Below are 15,682 nucleotides of genomic sequence, written 5' to 3'. Positions count from 1 at the left end.
CAGGAGATCATTTCTTCGGCAACAGCTTGATGCCGGGCGCCGGATTCTCCAGCGCGTCTTCATTCTGCCCCGCCGCCGGGATCTCGATCCAGCGGGCGGCGGCGCCGTCGCATTCCTGCACCACGGGGAAGTAGAGTTTCTGGCCGACTGCAAGGTCCGCCGTCAGCGTCGCGCGGAAGACGAACTCGTCGTAGAATTCATCCGGCAGGCTGCCGCCGCTCCAGTCGACTTCCTTGACCCCATCGGTCACCGCCTGTCCGTAGAGCTGGTAGGACTTTTCGTATTTGCCCTTCTTGGTCTGCAGCGTCCAGCCCGGCTTCGGCATCGGCTTCACAGCGATCACCCCTTCCGGAATCTGCACGCGCACGGCGGTCGTCGCCTTGCCCTCGCAACCATGCGGTACGCGCAGGACTGCCTTGTAGGTCGAGCCGACGGCCGCTTCCTGGGTTTCGAGCGTAATGTGCGCGAAGGCGGCATTCGTCCCCAGCACCAGAAGTGCGCCGGCCGCCAAAAGATACTTGTTCATGATGGTCCCTCTGATCTCAAATTGTAGAACTGACAAGATCAATTGGCGTGGTCGTCCATGCCGCCGCCCATGCCCTCGACCGCGAACTCGACGCTGACGACGCCGGCCTTCTCGAAAGTCAGCGTGGCGGAGAATTTTTCACCCTGCTTGGGCTGCCGCTTCAGGCCGATGAACATCAGGTGATAGCCGCCGGGCGCCAGCGCCACCTTGCCGCCGGCCGGAATCTCCAGGCCGCCGGCAACCGGCCGCATGGTCATGACGCCATCCTTGACGCCCATTTCATGCAGCTCGGCCTTTTCAGAGATGTCGGAGGAGATCGACAGCAGCCGGTCTGGTGCGCTGCCGTTGTTGGTGACTGTGAAATAGCCGCCGGCCACCTTGGCGCCGGCTGGCGTGGCGCGCGACCAGGGATGCCCGATCTCAAGGTCGCCGACCTTGAACTCGTGCGCCAGGACGGCCTGGGCGCCCAGGAGCACAAGCCCGAAGGCCAGTGCGGCAATGCCGAAGTTTTCCCGCAAGCGCGAGACGATGCGGCCGAACATGGTGTCCGCCGCGATGTGGAGGGAATGAGACATGGTTGCTCCATGAATTGACAATCGCGCCGTTGCCGGCCGCGAACAGTTTGATCTTTGGATGGGTGCGCCCGCGAAAGGTTCCACCGGGCGAACAAGCTCAGGCCGCCGGCGGCGGCGCGCGCGGGTTCGACGGCGAGCGCTCGCGCGCAAAGTCGAGATGAATGCTTGCCGGAAAGACGAAGGCGACCGCTTCGAAGGCCAGGCCTGCCAACCCCAGGCCGGTGTCGGGCGGCGGCGCATGAACGGACGAAAACATGCTGCAGCCAAGCGTGCAGCAGGCCGGCAAATGAGATGGGTGCTGGTCCTCACCAGGGAGCTGGGTGGCGCCATCGTGGGTACAGATGACATTGCCGAAGGCATCGAGCCGCGCGGCGTTCGGCCCGATGCCGAAGGCGAATGCGCCGAGCGTCGACTGGAGCAGCAGCAGATAGGCCGCGACAAGCGCGACCGGCATGCTCCACCGTCTCCCCTTCTTGTTCAAACGACTTGCCTGTTCAAACCATCTGGAGAGATACCTATCACGCCCACAGAACGTCGAAAATCGCCAAATCCAGACTGCGGCAACACGGCACGATCAGGATTTTTGCAGCCGGCTTTCGGGGATCGACGTCAGCAATGTCTGGCGCGCCGACTTCAGGTGCTTGCGGCAGGCGGCGTCGACCTTGCCGAGGTCGCGCGACTTGAGCGCCTCGATATAGGCAAGATGCTCGCCGACCGCGACTTCATTGCGCTCGCGTTCCTGCGCCTTGTTCCATTGGTAGTGGTAGTGGAAGATCATGGCGATGACATCGTAGAAATCGACGATGAAGCGGTTGTGCGAGGCGCGATGGATGAGCCGGTGGAAACGCTCGTCCAGCTCCGAGAACTCGTTGAAGCGCGTCGCGATCTCGCTTGCCAGGAGACGATGCTCCTCTTCCAGTCGATCGAGATCGGCCCAGACCGGGCTGTCCTGCGGCAGCGCCGCGAAGGCCGCGGCCGAGCGCATTTCGAACATCTCGCGGATTTCGGTCAGTTCGAGTGCAAAGGCGCGTGTAAAGCCCTTCAGCACCCAATGGCTGTTGCGGCGCTTCTCGATCAGGCCGAAGCGGGAGAAGCGGATCAGGAACTCGCGCACACTGGTGGTGCCGACGCCGATCTCGCGCGCCAGTTCGAGCTCGTTGATCTGCATGCCGGCCTCGGCGCCGCTGGCGAGCAGCCGCCGCATGAAGGACCGCTCGATGATCTCGGCCAGCGTGTCGGTCTCTTCCTCGGGGAAGAAATCATCGGGACGCGGATCGCGCAGCACCGTCTTGGCACGCTTGTTCCAGGCGATCAGCCCGGTTTCTTCCATGCGCGTCAGGATGCTGCGCACGGTCGTGCGGCTGACGCCGAGCAGCGCGCCCAACTCAGGCTCCGACGGCAGGCTGCGCGTCTCGTCGAGCAGCCGGAGACACCTGTTGTAGGCATCCTTGTAGACGTTATTGCTCTTCGACATCCCCTGACCCAATCATGCCGGCGCTTGCGGCTGCCGGCTTGAAGCGCAATATGACGTTCACATGACCCTGAAAAGCGGAATCGCTTTCGCCAGGGGCTCGCCCACCGGTTGCAGCACCACTCATCCAAGGCAGAGCCGCCGCGAAAAAACAATTGACGCAAAACTGTTTTTTCCCGATAAAAGACATTAACTCTTAACATGCGCGTGTCAATCCGCCCGCGCATCCCAGGATCACCCAGGAAACGCTCGTGAACGCCTCAAACACCATTCTTCTGTCCCCCGCCGACAATGTCGCGGTTGCCAATGGCCGCATCGAGATGGGCACCGTGCTGCCAGGCGGCGCGCTTGCCAGCTCCGTCATCGAACCCGGCCACAAGGTCGCGATCAAGCCAATTCCCGCCGGTTCGGCGGTGGTCAAATATGCCCAGGCGATCGGTCGCGCCACGCAGGATATCGCGCCCGGCGAGCACGTCCATTCGCACAATCTGGTTTTCGAGGCCGGCCGCTTGCCGGTGGTGCCGCCGAGCGAGGCCGAACACGCGACCGAAGCCGATCGCGCCCGCACCTTCATGGGCTATCGGCGCGCCGACGGCCGTGCCGGCACGCGCAACTTCATCGGCATCATCGCCAGCGTCAATTGCTCGGCCACCGTCTGCCATTCCATCGCCGACACCGCCAACCGCACCTTGCTGCCGAAATATCCCGGCATCGACGGCTTCGTGCCCATCGTCCACGGCCAGGGCTGCGGCATGAGCGGCACCGGCGACGGCATGATGGTGCTGCACCGCACGCTTGCCGGCTATGCCCGACATCCCAATTTCGGCGGCGTGCTGATGGTTGGCCTCGGCTGCGAGGTCAACCAGCTCACCCTCTACGGCCAGAAGGGTGCGGCCGCGGGAAAGCGCCATTTCAACATCCAGGACGCCGGCGGGTCGCGCAAATCGGTCGAAAAGGCGATGGGCGTGCTGGCCGAGATCGCCGAGGAGGTCGGCCAACTGAAGCGTGAGCCGATCCCGGTCAGCGAGATCGTCGTCGGCCTACAATGCGGCGGCTCCGACGGCATGTCGGGCATCACCGCCAATCCGGCACTGGGTGCGGCCGTCGACATATTGGCCGGCGTCGGCGGGATCGGCATCCTGTCCGAGACCACGGAAATCTATGGCGCCGAGCATCTGCTCGCCTATCGCGCCGCGACCCCCGAGATCGCCAAGAAGCTCGACGGCTATGTGAAGTGGTGGGAAGACCACGTCGCCAAGCATGGCGCCTCCATCGACAACAACCCCTCGCCCGGCAACAAGCGCGGCGGCCTCACCACCATCCTGGAAAAGTCGCTGGGCGCGGTCGCCAAGGGCGGCCAGACGCCGCTCAACGGTGTCTTCGGCTATGCCGAGAAGGTCACCGGCAACGGACTGGTGTTCATGGACACGCCCGGTTACGATCCGGTCTCGGCCACCGGCCAGGTCGCGGGTGGCGCCAATGTCATCGTCTTCACCACTGGCCGCGGTTCCTGCTTCGGCTGCAGGCCGACACCATCGATCAAGGTCGCCACCAACTCGACCATGTATCACCAGATGGAAGAGGACATGGACGTCAATTGCGGCGTCATCGCTTCGGGAGAAAAGACTATCGCCGGCATGGGCCGCGAAATCTTCGAACTGATCGTCGAGACGGCTTCGGGCCGCAAGACGAAGAGCGAGGATTTTGGCTATGGCGACAACGAATTCGTGCCCTGGCATCTCGGCGCGACGCTCTAACGTCGACTGAATATCTGGTAGACTTGCCGGGCCGGACAACGGCCGGCAACGGGGAGGTTGTGCATGGAAAAACGCCGCATCGGCCAGACAGCGCTGGAGGTCACCGAAATCAGCTTCGGCGGCGCCGCGATCGGCGGCCTTTACCGCGCCTGTTCGCGCGAGGCGGCGATGGAGACGCTGCAAGGCGCCTGGGAGGCGGGCTTGCGCTATTTCGACACCGCACCCTTCTATGGTTTCGGCCTGTCGGAACGGCGCTTCGGCGATTTCCTGCGCTATAAGCCGCGCGATTCCTACGTGCTGTCCACCAAGGTCGGCCGCCTGTTCCGCCCGGTGCCCGAGGACCAGGTTCCCGACCATTCCTATGTCGATCCGCTGCCCTTCGCGCTCGACTACGACTATTCCTATGACGGCATCATGCGGTCGGTCGACTTCAGCTATGCCCGGCTTGGCCTGAACAAGATCGACATCCTCTATGTGCATGACATCGGCACCTACACGCACGGCGTCGAGAAGACCAAACTGCACTTTCGCCAGTTGATGGACGGTGGCCTCAAGGCGCTCGAGGAGCTGAAGCGGTCGGGTACGATTTCCGCCTACGGGCTCGGCGTCAACGAGGTCCAGATCTGCCTCGACGTGATGCGCCGGGCGCCGCTCGACTGCATCCTGCTCGCCAGCCGCTATTCGCTGCTCGATCGCAGCGCGGAAGCCGAACTGCTGCCCTTGTGCCGGGCGCAGCAGACATCCCTTGTCATCGGCGGCGTGTTCAACTCCGGCATATTGGCGACCGGACCCGTACAAGGCGCGCATTTCGACTACCGGCCCGCCAACCGCGATATGCTCGACCGTGTCGACGCCATGGAGAAGATTGCCAGCGAAGGCGGCTACCCGCTGGCCGCCGCCGCATTCCAGTTTCCCCTGCACGAGCCGGCGGTCGCTACCGTGCTGACCGGCACCGCCAAGCTGGCGAACCTGATACGAAACCTCGAACTGCTCGACATCGACGCGCCGGGGACGGAATACGCCAAATATCGTCCCTACACGGTGGTCCAGGATCTGACGTGAAGCCGGTATGCCGTCAATGGCAGGCCCCGGCTTCACAAATCCGCGACCTCGTAGGAAGAATGAATATTCCATATTGACTGACACATGGAATTAATATTCCATGTGTTTCCAGAATGGAACGGGAGCTTCTGACTGCGTTGGGGAGGAGCGGCGTATGAATGTGTCTTCGCCCGAGATCGGGCGCGAAACACCGCTTGCATCCGCCGGATCGATGCACTATCAAAATAGCGTAAATGTTTTTTATTGATAAAGTTCTGTTTGGGCCACGCCTATCCGAACGGAGCTTCCGTAACGTTCACCGGGCGACTTAGGGAGGATCCTATGAAATTCGTGACCAGCATTCTCAACCGCCGCGCCGTCATGGCACTGGCCGCGGCGTCCATGCTCGCCGGCGTCATGCATTCGGCGCCGGTTTCGGCGGCGGACGTGACCATTCCGATCATCGTCAAGGACACCACGTCCTTCTACTGGCAGATCGTGCTTGCCGGCGCCCGCAAGGCCGGCAAGGATCTCGGCGTCAACGTGCCGGAACTCGGCGCCCAGGCTGAAACCGACGTCAACGGCCAGATCTCGATCCTCGAGAACGCCGTCGCCGGCAGCCCGGCCGCGGTCGTCATCGCGCCGACCGAAGCCAAGGCGCTCGGCAAGCCGATCGACGAGGCGGCGAGCAAGGTCAAGATCATCGGCATCGACTCCAGCGCCGACTCCAAGGCCTTCACCTCGTTCCTGACCACCGACAACGTCCAGGGCGGCCGCGTCGCAGCGGACGGTCTTGCGGCGGCCATCGGCGCGGCCAATGGCGGCAAGGTCGAAGGCAAGGTTGCCTTGATCACCGCACTGCCCGGCGCCGGCTCGCTCGAGCAGCGCGCCCAGGGCTTCAAGGAACAGCTCAAGGCCAAGTATCCCGGTCTTGAACTGGTTGCCGACAAATATGCCGACGGCCAGGCCACGACCGGTCTCAACATCGCGACGGACCTGATCACCGCCAATCCAGACCTGAAGGGCATCTTCGCGTCCAACCTGATCATGGCGCAGGGCGTCGGCCAGGCGATCGCCGAGAATAACCTTGCCGGGAAGGTTGGGCTGATCGGCTTCGACAGCGACGAGAAGCTGATCAAGTTCTTGAACGACGGCGTCATTTCCGGCCTCGTTGTCCAGGATCCGTACCGGATGGGCTATGATGGCATCAAGACCGCGCTCGCCGCCTCGAAGGGCGAAAAGGTCGAGGCCAATGTCGACACCGGCGCCAACCTCGTCACCAAGGCCAACATGAAGGATCCCAAGATCGACGCGCTGCTCAATCCGAAGCTCTAGCATCGGTACAGCCGCACAGTTTCCGGGGCCTCGTGCCCCGGAAACAAAAGCCATATCGGTTGGAAATCCGTCAGCCTGGGCTAGGCTGCCTCAGCGGGCGTTCAAGAGCCTCGCGGCGTGCCAAATCGTGAGGCCGGTCTGGGAAGCCAGTCTGGGAGGCCCATTTGGGAGGCCCATTTTGGGAGGATTGTCATGACATCGACGGCGCAAGACCTGCACCCGGCCCCCGTTCTGGAGCCCGGCAGGACGATCCTGGAACTACAGGGGCTGGAGAAGAAATATCCTGGCACCCATGCGTTGAAGCCGGTGACCCTCGCCTTCAAGGCGGGTGAGATCCATGCCATCGTCGGCGAGAACGGTGCCGGCAAGTCCACGCTGATCAAGCTTCTGACCGGCGTCATGCCGCGCACCTCGGGCGAGGTCATCTGGGAAGGCAAACCGGCAGCACTCGCGACCCCCCATGAGGCGATGGCGCTCGGCATCAATGCCGTCCACCAGGAAGTCGTGCTCTGCCGCCACCTGACCGTTGCCGCCAACATGTTCCTCGGCGAGGAGAATTCGCGCTTCGGCATCCTGCAGCAGCGCGCCATGGTCAAGGAAGCACAGAAGATCATCGACGATCTCGGCTTCGACCTGCCGGCGCATGTCGTGCTCGGCGACCTCACCATCGGCCAGCAGCAGTTGATCGCCGCCGCCCGTGCCACTGTGCGCGGCACCAAATTCCTCATCTTCGACGAGCCGACCGCCTACCTGACCCGCAAGGAGGCCGACCAGCTCTTCACCCTGATCCGCAGGCTGAAATCCGAAGGCGTGACCATCATCTACATCAGCCACCGCATGGAGGAAGTGTTCGAACTCGCCGATCGCGTCTCCGTGCTGCGCGATGGCACGCTGGTCGGCACCAGGAACATCGCCGAGACCAACGACGCCGAACTGGTCAAGCTGATGATCAACCGCTCGATCGAGCAGATCTACCATAAGGAGCATTTCACCCCGGGTGCCGCGATCGTCGAGGCACGCAACCTGTCCGGCAAGGGGTTTGAAAATATCTCGATGACGGTTCGCGCCGGCGAGATCGTCGGACTCTACGGCCTGATCGGCGCCGGCCGCAGCGAATTCGTCACCACCCTCTACGGCCGCCATCGCAAATCGGCCGGCCATATCCTGTGGGAAGGCAAGGACGTTCTGGTCAATTCCGAGCACGACGCGATCAGGCTCGGCATGGCGCTAGCGCCTGAAAGCCGCCGCGACCAGGGCCTCTGCCTCAATCTGCCGGTCGGCTTCAATCTCAACCTGCCGATCTACAAGCGCATCTCGAACAATCTGCTGATCTCCGGCGTGCAGGAAAAAACCCAGGCCGACCGCCAGATCGCCGATCTCAGGATCAAGACGCCGACGCGCAATGCACTGGCCTCCAGCCTGTCGGGCGGCAACCAGCAGAAGATCGTTATCGGCAAATGGCTGGCGCATGGCGCCAAGCTGTTCATCTTCGACGAGCCGACGGTCGGCGTCGATGTCGGCACCAAGGCCGAGATCTACCGGCTGTTCAGCGCGCTCTTGTCGAAAGGTGCCGGCATCATCCTGATCTCCTCCTATCTGCCGGAGGTCTATGAGCTTGCCGACACGCTGCATGTGTTCCGCCGCGGCAAATTGGTGGCGACACACGGGTTCCGCACCGCCGATCACGAGGAAATTCTCACTCAGGCGCTCGCCGAGAAACAAGAAAAGCTGGGAGGACAGATATGAGCACCGAGGCGATTCCTGCTGAAAAACCGAAGCGCAACTACAACGCCTTGTTCGGACTGACGCTGCTGGCGCTGCTGGTGCTGCTGTGGGTCATCCTGTCACTATCGACATCAAGCTTCGCCTCCGCGAACAACATCTCGAACCTCTTGCGCCAGGGCTCGATGATCGCCATCCTGGCTGTCGGCCAGACCTTCGTCATCATCACCGGAGGCATCGACCTCTCCGTCGGCGCCGTGGTCGGCTTCGCCACCGTCATTGCGGCGATGCTGATCAATGCCGGCATACCAGTGTTCCTCGCCATCCTGATCACGCTGCTGGTGGGCGTCGCCATCGGCCTGTTCCATGGTTTTGGCATCGTCAAGATGGGGCTGCCGCCCTTCATCATCACGCTGGCGACGCTGACATCCTTGCGCGGCATCGGCCTTCTGATGACCAACGGCAACTCGATCTCGATCAACAACGATGCCTTCCAGGTATTCTCGCGCAACTCCTTCCTCGGTGTCCCCAATCTGTTCTGGATGGTCATCCTGGTCGGCATTCCGGCCTATGTCTTCCTGCATCACAGCCGCTGGGGACGTTACCTCTTCTCCGTCGGCTCCAACGCCGAAGCCTCGCGCCTGTCGGGCGTCAACGTCCAGCGCACCATCTACATGGCCTACACGCTGTCGGGTCTGTGCGCTGCCTTCGTCGGCGTGCTCTTGGCCTCGCGCATCGGGATCGGCAATCCGACCCAGGCCGAGGGCTGGGAACTGCAGGCGATCGCGTCCTCGGTGATCGGCGGCACCTCGCTGTTCGGCGCGGTCGGGTCGGTGCATGGCCCGCTGCTAGGTGCCTTCATCTTGGCCACCATCAACAACGGCGCCAATCTCTTGAACGTCAACGCCTTCTGGCAACGCATCATCACCGGCGTTCTGATCATCGTCATCGTCTATTTCGACGGCCTGCGCCGCCGCGGGGGCAAGTGACCACCACCTAAATCGATCGCCGGCCCGTATGAAGATGGGCCGGCGACTTCATGACCGACTGGATTGAAAGCATGAAAGCCGTCGTCTGCCGCTCGCCCGGCGAGCTTGTCCTGGAGGATCGCCCGGCGCCAGGAGCCCCCCCTGCCGGCTGGGCGCTGGTCGCGGTCAGCCATGTCGGCATCTGCGGCACCGATTATCACATCTTCGAAGGCAAGCACCCGTTCCTCGCCTATCCCCGCATCATGGGCCACGAAGTGTCGGGAACGATCGTCGAGGTCGGCGAAGGCGTCGACCTGGCAATTGGTGAGCCGGTCGTCATCAATCCCTACCTGTCCTGCGGCAAATGCATCGCCTGCCGGCACGGCAAGCCGAATTGCTGCGTCAGGATCGAGGTGCTCGGCGTCCATCGCGACGGTGCCATGTGCGAACATATTCTTGTCCCGGCCCAAAATCTCTACCCGGCGGACGGCCTGTCGCTGGCGGACGCCGCCGCCGTCGAATTCCTGGCCATCGGGGCGCATGCCGTGCGCCGCTCGCGCGCCGATCCCGATGCCCGCACGCTGGTCATCGGCGCCGGCCCGATCGGCCTCGGCACCGCCATCTTCGCCCGCATCGCCGGGCTCGACGTGACGCTGCTCGACATGAGCACCGAGAGACTTGCCTTCGCCGCAACAGAACTCGGCTTCAAGACCCTCGACGGCTCGCGCGGCGCGGTGCCCGATCTGGTCAGGGACGCGACATCAGGCGAAGGTTTCGACGTGGTCTTCGACGCCACCGGCAACACCCGGTCGGTGCAGTCGGCCTTCGCCCATGTCGCCCATGGCGGCTCGCTGGTGTTGGTCAGCGTCGTCAAGGACGACATCGTCTTTTCCGATCCCGAATTCCACAAGCGCGAGATGACGCTGATCGGCAGCCGCAATGCCTTGCGCGCCGACTTCGACCATGTCGCCGCCTCGATCCGCAACGGTACGGTGCCATTGGCCAAGCTCGTCACCCACCGCACCACACTCGACGGCACGCCGCGCGATCTCGCCCGCTGGGCGCATGAGAAATCCGGCCTGATCAAGGCCGTGATCGAGATCGGGTCATAACCTGGCAGACGCCGGGCCCGGCCCGAATTGACGACGTCCCGCTCAGGTCGACCCCCACTCCGTCTCGGCTTCGCCGAGCGACCTTTCCCCCGATCGACGGGGTAGAGGAAGGGCGCAAGCCTGTTGTAGCCAGCGCTCCTTAACCAGACTCCCTCCTCTGCCAGCGGACTCCCTTCCTCTCCTTCCGGAGGGGGGAGAGGTGGCTCGGCGAAGCCGAGACGGAGTGGGGGAAGGCGGTCCTCAAATGCGCCGCCGCTGACAAGTGACCGCGACCGAGTTGGGCTGATGTCAGCGTGAGCCAGATAATCACGATTTCGTACAAGGCCGGCAATCCCTACAGCGCCGACAGCTTCAACTCCACCCGCTCTGCCGAGAAACGCGTCTCGGAAAACTGGATCGGCTGGCCGTCAGGCGTGACGTTGATGGCGGCCGTGACCAGTACGATGGCGCCCGGCTGCAAGCCGAGATCGGCAAGATCGCCCGCATCGGCGTGGCGCGCCGACAGCACGGTCGATTGCCGGAGATAATCGTCAATGCCGAAACGCGCCAGCGACGCGGTGATCGAGCCCGTCTGCGCCATGGCCTTGTCGATGCCGGCAAAGCGCCTGGCATCGAACCAGCTGGCCGCGCGCGACACCGGCCGGCCATCCGCTTCGCCGCGCGTCTCCAGCCTTATCACCTCGGCACCCTTGGCCAGGCCAAGACCCTCGGCGACGCGCTGGCTGGCCGGCTCGACCGAGGAATCCAGCAGCACGGTGTGCCGCTCCGACGTCTGCCCTTGCAGGCCTGTCGAGAAGCGGGTGCGCGCGCCGATCGGATAGGACAACCGCTTGCGCGACAGCACGAAGGTGCCGCGTCCCTGCTCGGCTCGCAAAACCCCTTCCTGGACGAGGGCTGATATGGCGCTGCGCACCGTATGACGGTTGACGCCATAGCGCTCGGCCAGCACCACCTCCGGCGGCAGTGCGGCATTCTCCGCGAAATCGCCTGTCGCGATCGCGTGCAGGATCTTGTCGGCGATCTGCCGCCACAGTGAAACGCCGCTGCGCCGCTCGATGCCGTCAGCCGCCATCTGCCCGATCATGACTTGCCCCACGCAGCTTCTGGCGCCCCAGCCTTCATGACTGTCACGCACCCGTCATGGACTAGCGCTAGGTAATATGTATAATTTGTATAGTTGTCTATATCAATAGACAAATTTAACAGGAGGAATGCTGCTGATGCGAGGACAGGAAGCCCGCGACCAGGCGGGGCGCAAGGCCGCCATGGCGACCCTGGCGCAATCCAGCGGCGATGACATCGTCCGGCTCTGGAATGGGGCCGGGCTGCCTTCGGAGGCTGAATTGCTGCGTGGCCCCGAGACCGGGCTGGTGACGCTGCGCGGCCGCATCGGTGGTGGCGGCGCGCCTTTCAATGTCGGTGAGGCAACCGTCACCCGTGCCACCGTCCGCCTGCCGTCGGGACAGGTTGGGCATTGCTATGCGCTTGGCCGCGACAAGCAGAAGGCGAAGCTGGGGGCAATAGCCGACGCGCTGTGGCAGGACCCTGCCCGCCGCGCCGAGGTCGAGACCCGCCTGATTGCGCCTCTGCAATCCGCCTTGGCCACCTCCCAGGAGAAACGCCGCGCCGAGACGGCGGCAACAAAGGTGGACTTCTTCACCATGGTTCGCGGAGAAGATTGATGGAGATCGCAGCGCAATCGATTGAAGGTGGTTTCGCCGATCCGGTCTTCAACGCCCAAGCGGTGTTCCGCGCGATCATGGACGCCATGGCGCGGCCGGGCAGCGTTCAGCCCTTGCCGGTCCTGGCCCGCCCGCCGGCACCGCTCTTGGCAACAGCCGGCGCCATCGCGCTGGCGCTCTGCGACAACGACACGCCGCTCTGGCTCGACCCCGCCCTGCACGCCTCCGCCGCGATCGGCTCCTGGCTCGGCTTCCACACCGGCGCACCGCTGGCCAACACGCCAGCCGATGCGCATTTCGCCTTCATTGCCACACCGGCCGAGATGATGGCGCTCGACGGCTTTTCGCAAGGAACGCAGGACTATCCTGACCGCTCGACCACGCTGATCCTGCAGGTCGGCGATCTCGTGTCGGGCGCCCCGCTGTTGCTTGAGGGCCCCGGGATCGAAACCAGCGCGACGATCGCACCGGCGCAGATGCCGCGCCATTTTGTCGAGCAGTGGAAGCAGAATACCAAGCGCTTTCCACGCGGCGTCGACATCATCCTCGCCACGTCAGGCGGCATAGCCTGCCTGCCGCGCACGACGCGCGTCAAGACGATGGAGGCCTAGGATGTATGTCGCGGTAAAAGGCGGCGAGGCCGCAATTGCCAACGCCCACAGCCTGCTTGCCGATCGCCGGCGCGGCGACCGTACGGTGCCCGCGCTGCGCCTCGACCAGATCGTCGAGCAGTTGGCGCTCGGCGTCGACCGGGTGATGAGCGAGGGTTCGCTCTACGACCGCGAACTCGCCGCACTCGCCATCGTCCAGGCGCGCGGCGACATGATCGAGGCGATCTTCCTGGTGCGCGCCCACCGCACCACGCTGCCGCGCTTCGGCTACTCGAAGCCGATCGACACCGGCGCCATGCGGGTCGAGCGGCGCGTGTCGGCAACCTACAAGGACCTGCCTGGTGGCCAGCTGCTCGGACCGACCTTCGACTATACCCACCGGCTGCTCGACCCGGACCTTGCCGCCGGCGCCGATGTCGCGGAGCCGCTGCAGCGCGAGACGGAGACGCAGGCGATGCCGCGCGTCTCGGCGATCCTTGCCCGCGAAGGCTTGATCGAGCCGGATGGCGAGATGCCGCAGGATCATGTTCCCGGCGACATCACCCGTGAGCCGCTGGAATTCCCGATGGCGCGCGACATCCGCTTGCAGGCACTGTCCCGCGGCGACGAGGGTTTCCTGCTGGCGCTCGGCTATTCCACCCAGCGCGGCTATGCCCGCAACCACCCCTTTGTCGGCGAAATCCGCATCGGCGAGGTCGAGCTGGAGCTCGACGTGCCCGAACTGCCTTTCGCGGTGCCGCTCGGCAGCGTGCGCGTCACCGAATGCCAGATGGTCAACCAGTTCAAGGGCTCGGCCAAGGCTCCGCCGCAATTCACCCGCGGCTACGGTCTGGTCTTCGGCCAGAGCGAGCGCAAGGCGATGGCGATGGCGCTCTGCGACCGCGCGCTGCGCGCCTCGGAACTGGGCGAGGACGTCGTTGCCGCAGCACAGGACGAGGAATTCGTCATCTCCCATTCAGACAATGTCCAGGCGACCGGCTTCGTCGAGCATCTGAAGCTGCCGCACTATGTCGACTTCCAGGCCGAACTCGACCTCGTGCGCCGTATGCGCGCCGAGTATGAGGCACGCGAAAATCCGATGACGAAGGACGAGAAGAAGGAGGCGGCGGAATGACGACGCAATCGACCGACATCGCCACCTACAACTTCGCCTATCTCGACGAACAGACCAAAAGGATGATCCGCCGGGCGATCCTCAAGGGCATCGCCATCCCCGGCTACCAGGTGCCGTTCGCCTCGCGCGAAATGCCGATGCCTTATGGCTGGGGCACCGGCGGCGTGCAGGTCACCGCCTCGATTATCGGCCCCAACGATGTCCTGAAGGTCATCGACCAGGGCGCCGACGACACCACCAACGCGGTCTCGATCCGCGCCTTCTTCAAGAAGGTCGCCAATGTCGCCGTCACGACCGATACCGCCAGCGCCACCATCATCCAGACCCGTCACCGCATCCCCGAGCATCCACTGACGGCGGGCCAGGTGCTGGTCTATCAGGTGCCGATCCCCGAACCGCTGCGCTTCCTCGAACCGCGCGAGACTGAAACGCGCAAGATGCATGCGCTGGAGGAATACGGCCTCATGCATGTGAAGCTCTACGAGGACATCGCCAAGCATGGCCGCATCGCCACAACCTATGCCTATCCGGTCAAGGTCGAGGGCCGCTATGTGATGGACCCGTCGCCGACGCCGAAATTCGACAATCCCAAGATGCACCGCTCGCCGGCGCTGCAGCTCTTCGGCGCCGGCCGCGAGAAGCGCATCTACGCGGTGCCACCGTTCACCGAGGTCGTCAGCCTCGACTTCGAGGATCATCCGTTCGAAGTCCAGACCTTCGACCAGCCCTGCGCGCTGTGCGCGGCCGAGAACGTCTACCTCGACGAGGTCATTCTCGACGACCATGGCGGCCACATGTTCGTCTGCTCCGACACCGATCATTGCGAGAAGCGGCGGGCCGACGGCCATCGCGGCCACCTTGCTCCGGAAACCCATTCTGTCTCGGAAAAAATGGAGCCGGCGCAATGACCGACGAACCACTGCTGCGCGTCTCGGCACTCTCCAAATTCTATGGCTCGCGCGTCGGCTGCGACAATGTTTCGTTCGACCTGTGGCCGGGCGAGGTCCTGGCTGTCGTCGGCGAATCCGGCTCCGGCAAGACGACGCTGCTGAATTGCCTGTCGACGCGGCTGCTGCCCTCCTCCGGCACCGCCAGCTACCGCATGCGCGACGGCCAGTTCCGCGAACTCTACCGCATGAGCGAGGCCGAGCGCCGCTTCCTGATGCGCACCGACTGGGGCTTCGTCCATCAGAACCCGGCCGACGGCCTGCGCATGACGGTGTCTGCCGGCGCCAATGTCGGCGAGCGGCTGATGGCCGTCGGTGACCGCCACTATGGCAAGATCCGCGCCACCGCCGTCGACTGGCTGTCGCGCGTCGAGATCGAGCAAGACCGCATCGACGACGAGCCGCGCGCCTTTTCCGGCGGCATGCGCCAGCGCCTGCAGATCGCCCGCAATCTCGTCACCGGACCACGGCTGGTGTTCATGGACGAGCCAACGGGTGGCCTCGATGTTTCGGTCCAGGCCCGCCTGCTCGACCTCCTGCGCGGGCTGGTCACCGATCTCGGTCTCGCGGCCATCGTCGTCACCCACGACCTCGCGGTGGCGCGGCTCCTGTCGCAGCGCATGATGGTGATGAAGGACGGCCGCGTCGTCGAAAGCGGCCTCACCGACCGCGTGCTCGACGATCCGCGCGCGCCCTACACGCAATTGCTTGTTTCCTCGATTTTGCAGGTGTGACGATGGCGCCAAGGCACCCCCCTCTGGCCTGCCGGCCATCTCCCCCTCAAGGGGGGAGATCGAAAGCTTTTCGGCCTCGCACATTCT

The 15,682-nt window shown here is 64.0% G+C and carries 16 protein-coding genes; 11 read left to right on the top strand and 5 right to left on the bottom strand.

The window, feature by feature from the left end:
- Positions 1-7 precede the first annotated feature (7 nt).
- The 4 genes from MESOP_RS08625 to MESOP_RS08610 all read right to left on the bottom strand — a co-directional run bounded on the left by MESOP_RS08625 (position 8) and on the right by MESOP_RS08610 (position 2,575).
- Positions 8-526, bottom strand: a complete 519-nt coding sequence (locus MESOP_RS08625) for a YcnI family copper-binding membrane protein (RefSeq protein WP_013892943.1) — start codon at positions 524-526, stop codon at positions 8-10.
- A gap of 38 nt (positions 527-564) precedes the next feature.
- Positions 565-1,101, bottom strand: coding sequence for a copper chaperone PCu(A)C (locus tag MESOP_RS08620; RefSeq protein ID WP_013892942.1), 537 nt, complete (start codon positions 1,099-1,101; stop codon positions 565-567).
- 97 nt (positions 1,102-1,198) lie between these two features.
- Positions 1,199-1,555, bottom strand: coding sequence for a DUF2946 family protein (locus tag MESOP_RS08615; RefSeq protein WP_013892941.1), 357 nt, complete (start codon positions 1,553-1,555; stop codon positions 1,199-1,201).
- Between the two features lie 120 nt (positions 1,556-1,675).
- Positions 1,676-2,575, bottom strand: coding sequence for a GntR family transcriptional regulator (locus MESOP_RS08610; protein ID WP_013892940.1), 900 nt, complete (start codon positions 2,573-2,575; stop codon positions 1,676-1,678).
- A gap of 248 nt (positions 2,576-2,823) precedes the next feature.
- Between MESOP_RS08610 and MESOP_RS08605 the strand changes: the two genes are divergently transcribed.
- The 6 genes from MESOP_RS08605 (at position 2,824) to MESOP_RS08580 (ending at position 10,507) form a co-directional block, all read left to right on the top strand.
- Positions 2,824-4,329 (top strand): UxaA family hydrolase, encoded by a 1,506-nt coding sequence (locus tag MESOP_RS08605; RefSeq protein ID WP_013892939.1) that lies wholly within the window; start codon positions 2,824-2,826, stop codon positions 4,327-4,329.
- A 63-nt stretch (positions 4,330-4,392) separates the two neighbouring features.
- A complete protein-coding gene (locus MESOP_RS08600) occupies positions 4,393-5,391 on the top strand; it encodes an aldo/keto reductase (RefSeq protein WP_013892938.1) in 999 nt (332 codons plus the stop codon).
- Positions 5,392-5,712: 321 nt separating this feature from the next.
- A complete protein-coding gene (locus MESOP_RS08595) occupies positions 5,713-6,705 on the top strand; it encodes an ABC transporter substrate-binding protein (RefSeq protein ID WP_013892937.1) in 993 nt (330 codons plus the stop codon).
- A 192-nt stretch (positions 6,706-6,897) separates the two neighbouring features.
- Positions 6,898-8,451 carry a sugar ABC transporter ATP-binding protein gene (locus MESOP_RS08590; RefSeq protein ID WP_013892936.1) on the top strand — a complete coding sequence of 518 codons (1,554 nt, stop codon included), beginning with the start codon at positions 6,898-6,900 and terminating at the stop codon, positions 8,449-8,451.
- A complete protein-coding gene (locus MESOP_RS08585) occupies positions 8,448-9,416 on the top strand; it encodes an ABC transporter permease (protein ID WP_013892935.1) in 969 nt (322 codons plus the stop codon). The genes MESOP_RS08590 and MESOP_RS08585 overlap by 4 nt, the downstream gene beginning before the upstream one ends.
- A gap of 71 nt (positions 9,417-9,487) precedes the next feature.
- On the top strand, positions 9,488-10,507 hold the full coding sequence (locus tag MESOP_RS08580; RefSeq protein ID WP_013892934.1) for a zinc-binding alcohol dehydrogenase family protein: 1,020 nt from the start codon (positions 9,488-9,490) through the stop codon (positions 10,505-10,507).
- Positions 10,508-10,841: 334 nt separating this feature from the next.
- Here the strand turns inward: MESOP_RS08580 and phnF are convergent, their stop codons facing one another.
- Positions 10,842-11,591 carry a phosphonate metabolism transcriptional regulator PhnF gene (gene phnF, locus MESOP_RS08575; protein WP_013892933.1) on the bottom strand — a complete coding sequence of 250 codons (750 nt, stop codon included), beginning with the start codon at positions 11,589-11,591 and terminating at the stop codon, positions 10,842-10,844.
- Positions 11,592-11,727: 136 nt separating this feature from the next.
- Here phnF and phnG point away from each other — a divergent pair, with 136 nt between their 5' ends.
- Genes phnG through phnK form a run of 5 tightly spaced genes read left to right on the top strand, consistent with a single transcriptional unit; the run spans position 11,728 to position 15,595 of the window.
- Positions 11,728-12,189, top strand: a complete 462-nt coding sequence (gene phnG, locus MESOP_RS08570) for a phosphonate C-P lyase system protein PhnG (RefSeq protein ID WP_013892932.1) — start codon at positions 11,728-11,730, stop codon at positions 12,187-12,189.
- Positions 12,189-12,800 (top strand): phosphonate C-P lyase system protein PhnH, encoded by a 612-nt coding sequence (phnH, locus tag MESOP_RS08565; protein WP_013892931.1) that lies wholly within the window; start codon positions 12,189-12,191, stop codon positions 12,798-12,800. The genes phnG and phnH overlap by 1 nt, the downstream gene beginning before the upstream one ends.
- A 1-nt stretch (position 12,801) precedes the next feature.
- Positions 12,802-13,914: a carbon-phosphorus lyase complex subunit gene (locus MESOP_RS08560; RefSeq protein ID WP_013892930.1), complete on the top strand. Its 1,113-nt coding sequence runs from the start codon at positions 12,802-12,804 to the stop codon at positions 13,912-13,914.
- The gene (locus tag MESOP_RS08555; protein WP_013892929.1) at positions 13,911-14,822 is read left to right on the top strand and encodes an alpha-D-ribose 1-methylphosphonate 5-phosphate C-P-lyase PhnJ; all 912 of its coding nucleotides are present in this window, start codon (positions 13,911-13,913) and stop codon (positions 14,820-14,822) included. Before MESOP_RS08560 ends, MESOP_RS08555 begins: the two co-directional genes overlap by 4 nt.
- On the top strand, positions 14,819-15,595 hold the full coding sequence (phnK, locus tag MESOP_RS08550; RefSeq protein ID WP_013892928.1) for a phosphonate C-P lyase system protein PhnK: 777 nt from the start codon (positions 14,819-14,821) through the stop codon (positions 15,593-15,595). Before MESOP_RS08555 ends, phnK begins: the two co-directional genes overlap by 4 nt.
- Positions 15,596-15,682: the final 87 nt, after the last annotated feature.

The sequence above is a fragment of the Mesorhizobium opportunistum WSM2075 genome (assembly GCF_000176035.2).
GTDB lineage: Bacteria > Pseudomonadota > Alphaproteobacteria > Rhizobiales > Rhizobiaceae > Mesorhizobium > Mesorhizobium opportunistum.
Note: the sequence above shows the minus strand (reverse complement) of the source record. Positions and strands in the feature narration are given on the sequence as shown.

Bases quoted from the DNA above. Each gene is read 5' to 3' on its own strand.
- MESOP_RS08585 (WP_013892935.1), top strand. From the start codon at position 8,448: ATGAGCACCGAGGCGATTCCTGCTGAAAAACCGAAGCGCAACTACAAC.
- MESOP_RS08590 (WP_013892936.1), top strand. From the start codon at position 6,898: ATGACATCGACGGCGCAAGACCTGCACCCGGCCCCCGTTCTGGAGCCC.
- MESOP_RS08580 (WP_013892934.1), top strand. From the start codon at position 9,488: ATGAAAGCCGTCGTCTGCCGCTCGCCCGGCGAGCTTGTCCTGGAGGAT.
- MESOP_RS08595 (WP_013892937.1), top strand. From the start codon at position 5,713: ATGAAATTCGTGACCAGCATTCTCAACCGCCGCGCCGTCATGGCACTG.
- phnG (WP_013892932.1), top strand. From the start codon at position 11,728: ATGCGAGGACAGGAAGCCCGCGACCAGGCGGGGCGCAAGGCCGCCATG.
- MESOP_RS08610 (WP_013892940.1), bottom strand. From the start codon at position 2,575: ATGTCGAAGAGCAATAACGTCTACAAGGATGCCTACAACAGGTGTCTC.
- MESOP_RS08560 (WP_013892930.1), top strand. From the start codon at position 12,802: ATGTATGTCGCGGTAAAAGGCGGCGAGGCCGCAATTGCCAACGCCCAC.
- MESOP_RS08600 (WP_013892938.1), top strand. From the start codon at position 4,393: ATGGAAAAACGCCGCATCGGCCAGACAGCGCTGGAGGTCACCGAAATC.
- MESOP_RS08615 (WP_013892941.1), bottom strand. From the start codon at position 1,555: ATGCCGGTCGCGCTTGTCGCGGCCTATCTGCTGCTGCTCCAGTCGACG.
- MESOP_RS08555 (WP_013892929.1), top strand. From the start codon at position 13,911: ATGACGACGCAATCGACCGACATCGCCACCTACAACTTCGCCTATCTC.
- MESOP_RS08620 (WP_013892942.1), bottom strand. From the start codon at position 1,101: ATGTCTCATTCCCTCCACATCGCGGCGGACACCATGTTCGGCCGCATC.
- phnH (WP_013892931.1), top strand. From the start codon at position 12,189: ATGGAGATCGCAGCGCAATCGATTGAAGGTGGTTTCGCCGATCCGGTC.
- MESOP_RS08625 (WP_013892943.1), bottom strand. From the start codon at position 526: ATGAACAAGTATCTTTTGGCGGCCGGCGCACTTCTGGTGCTGGGGACG.
- phnF (WP_013892933.1), bottom strand. From the start codon at position 11,591: ATGATCGGGCAGATGGCGGCTGACGGCATCGAGCGGCGCAGCGGCGTT.
- phnK (WP_013892928.1), top strand. From the start codon at position 14,819: ATGACCGACGAACCACTGCTGCGCGTCTCGGCACTCTCCAAATTCTAT.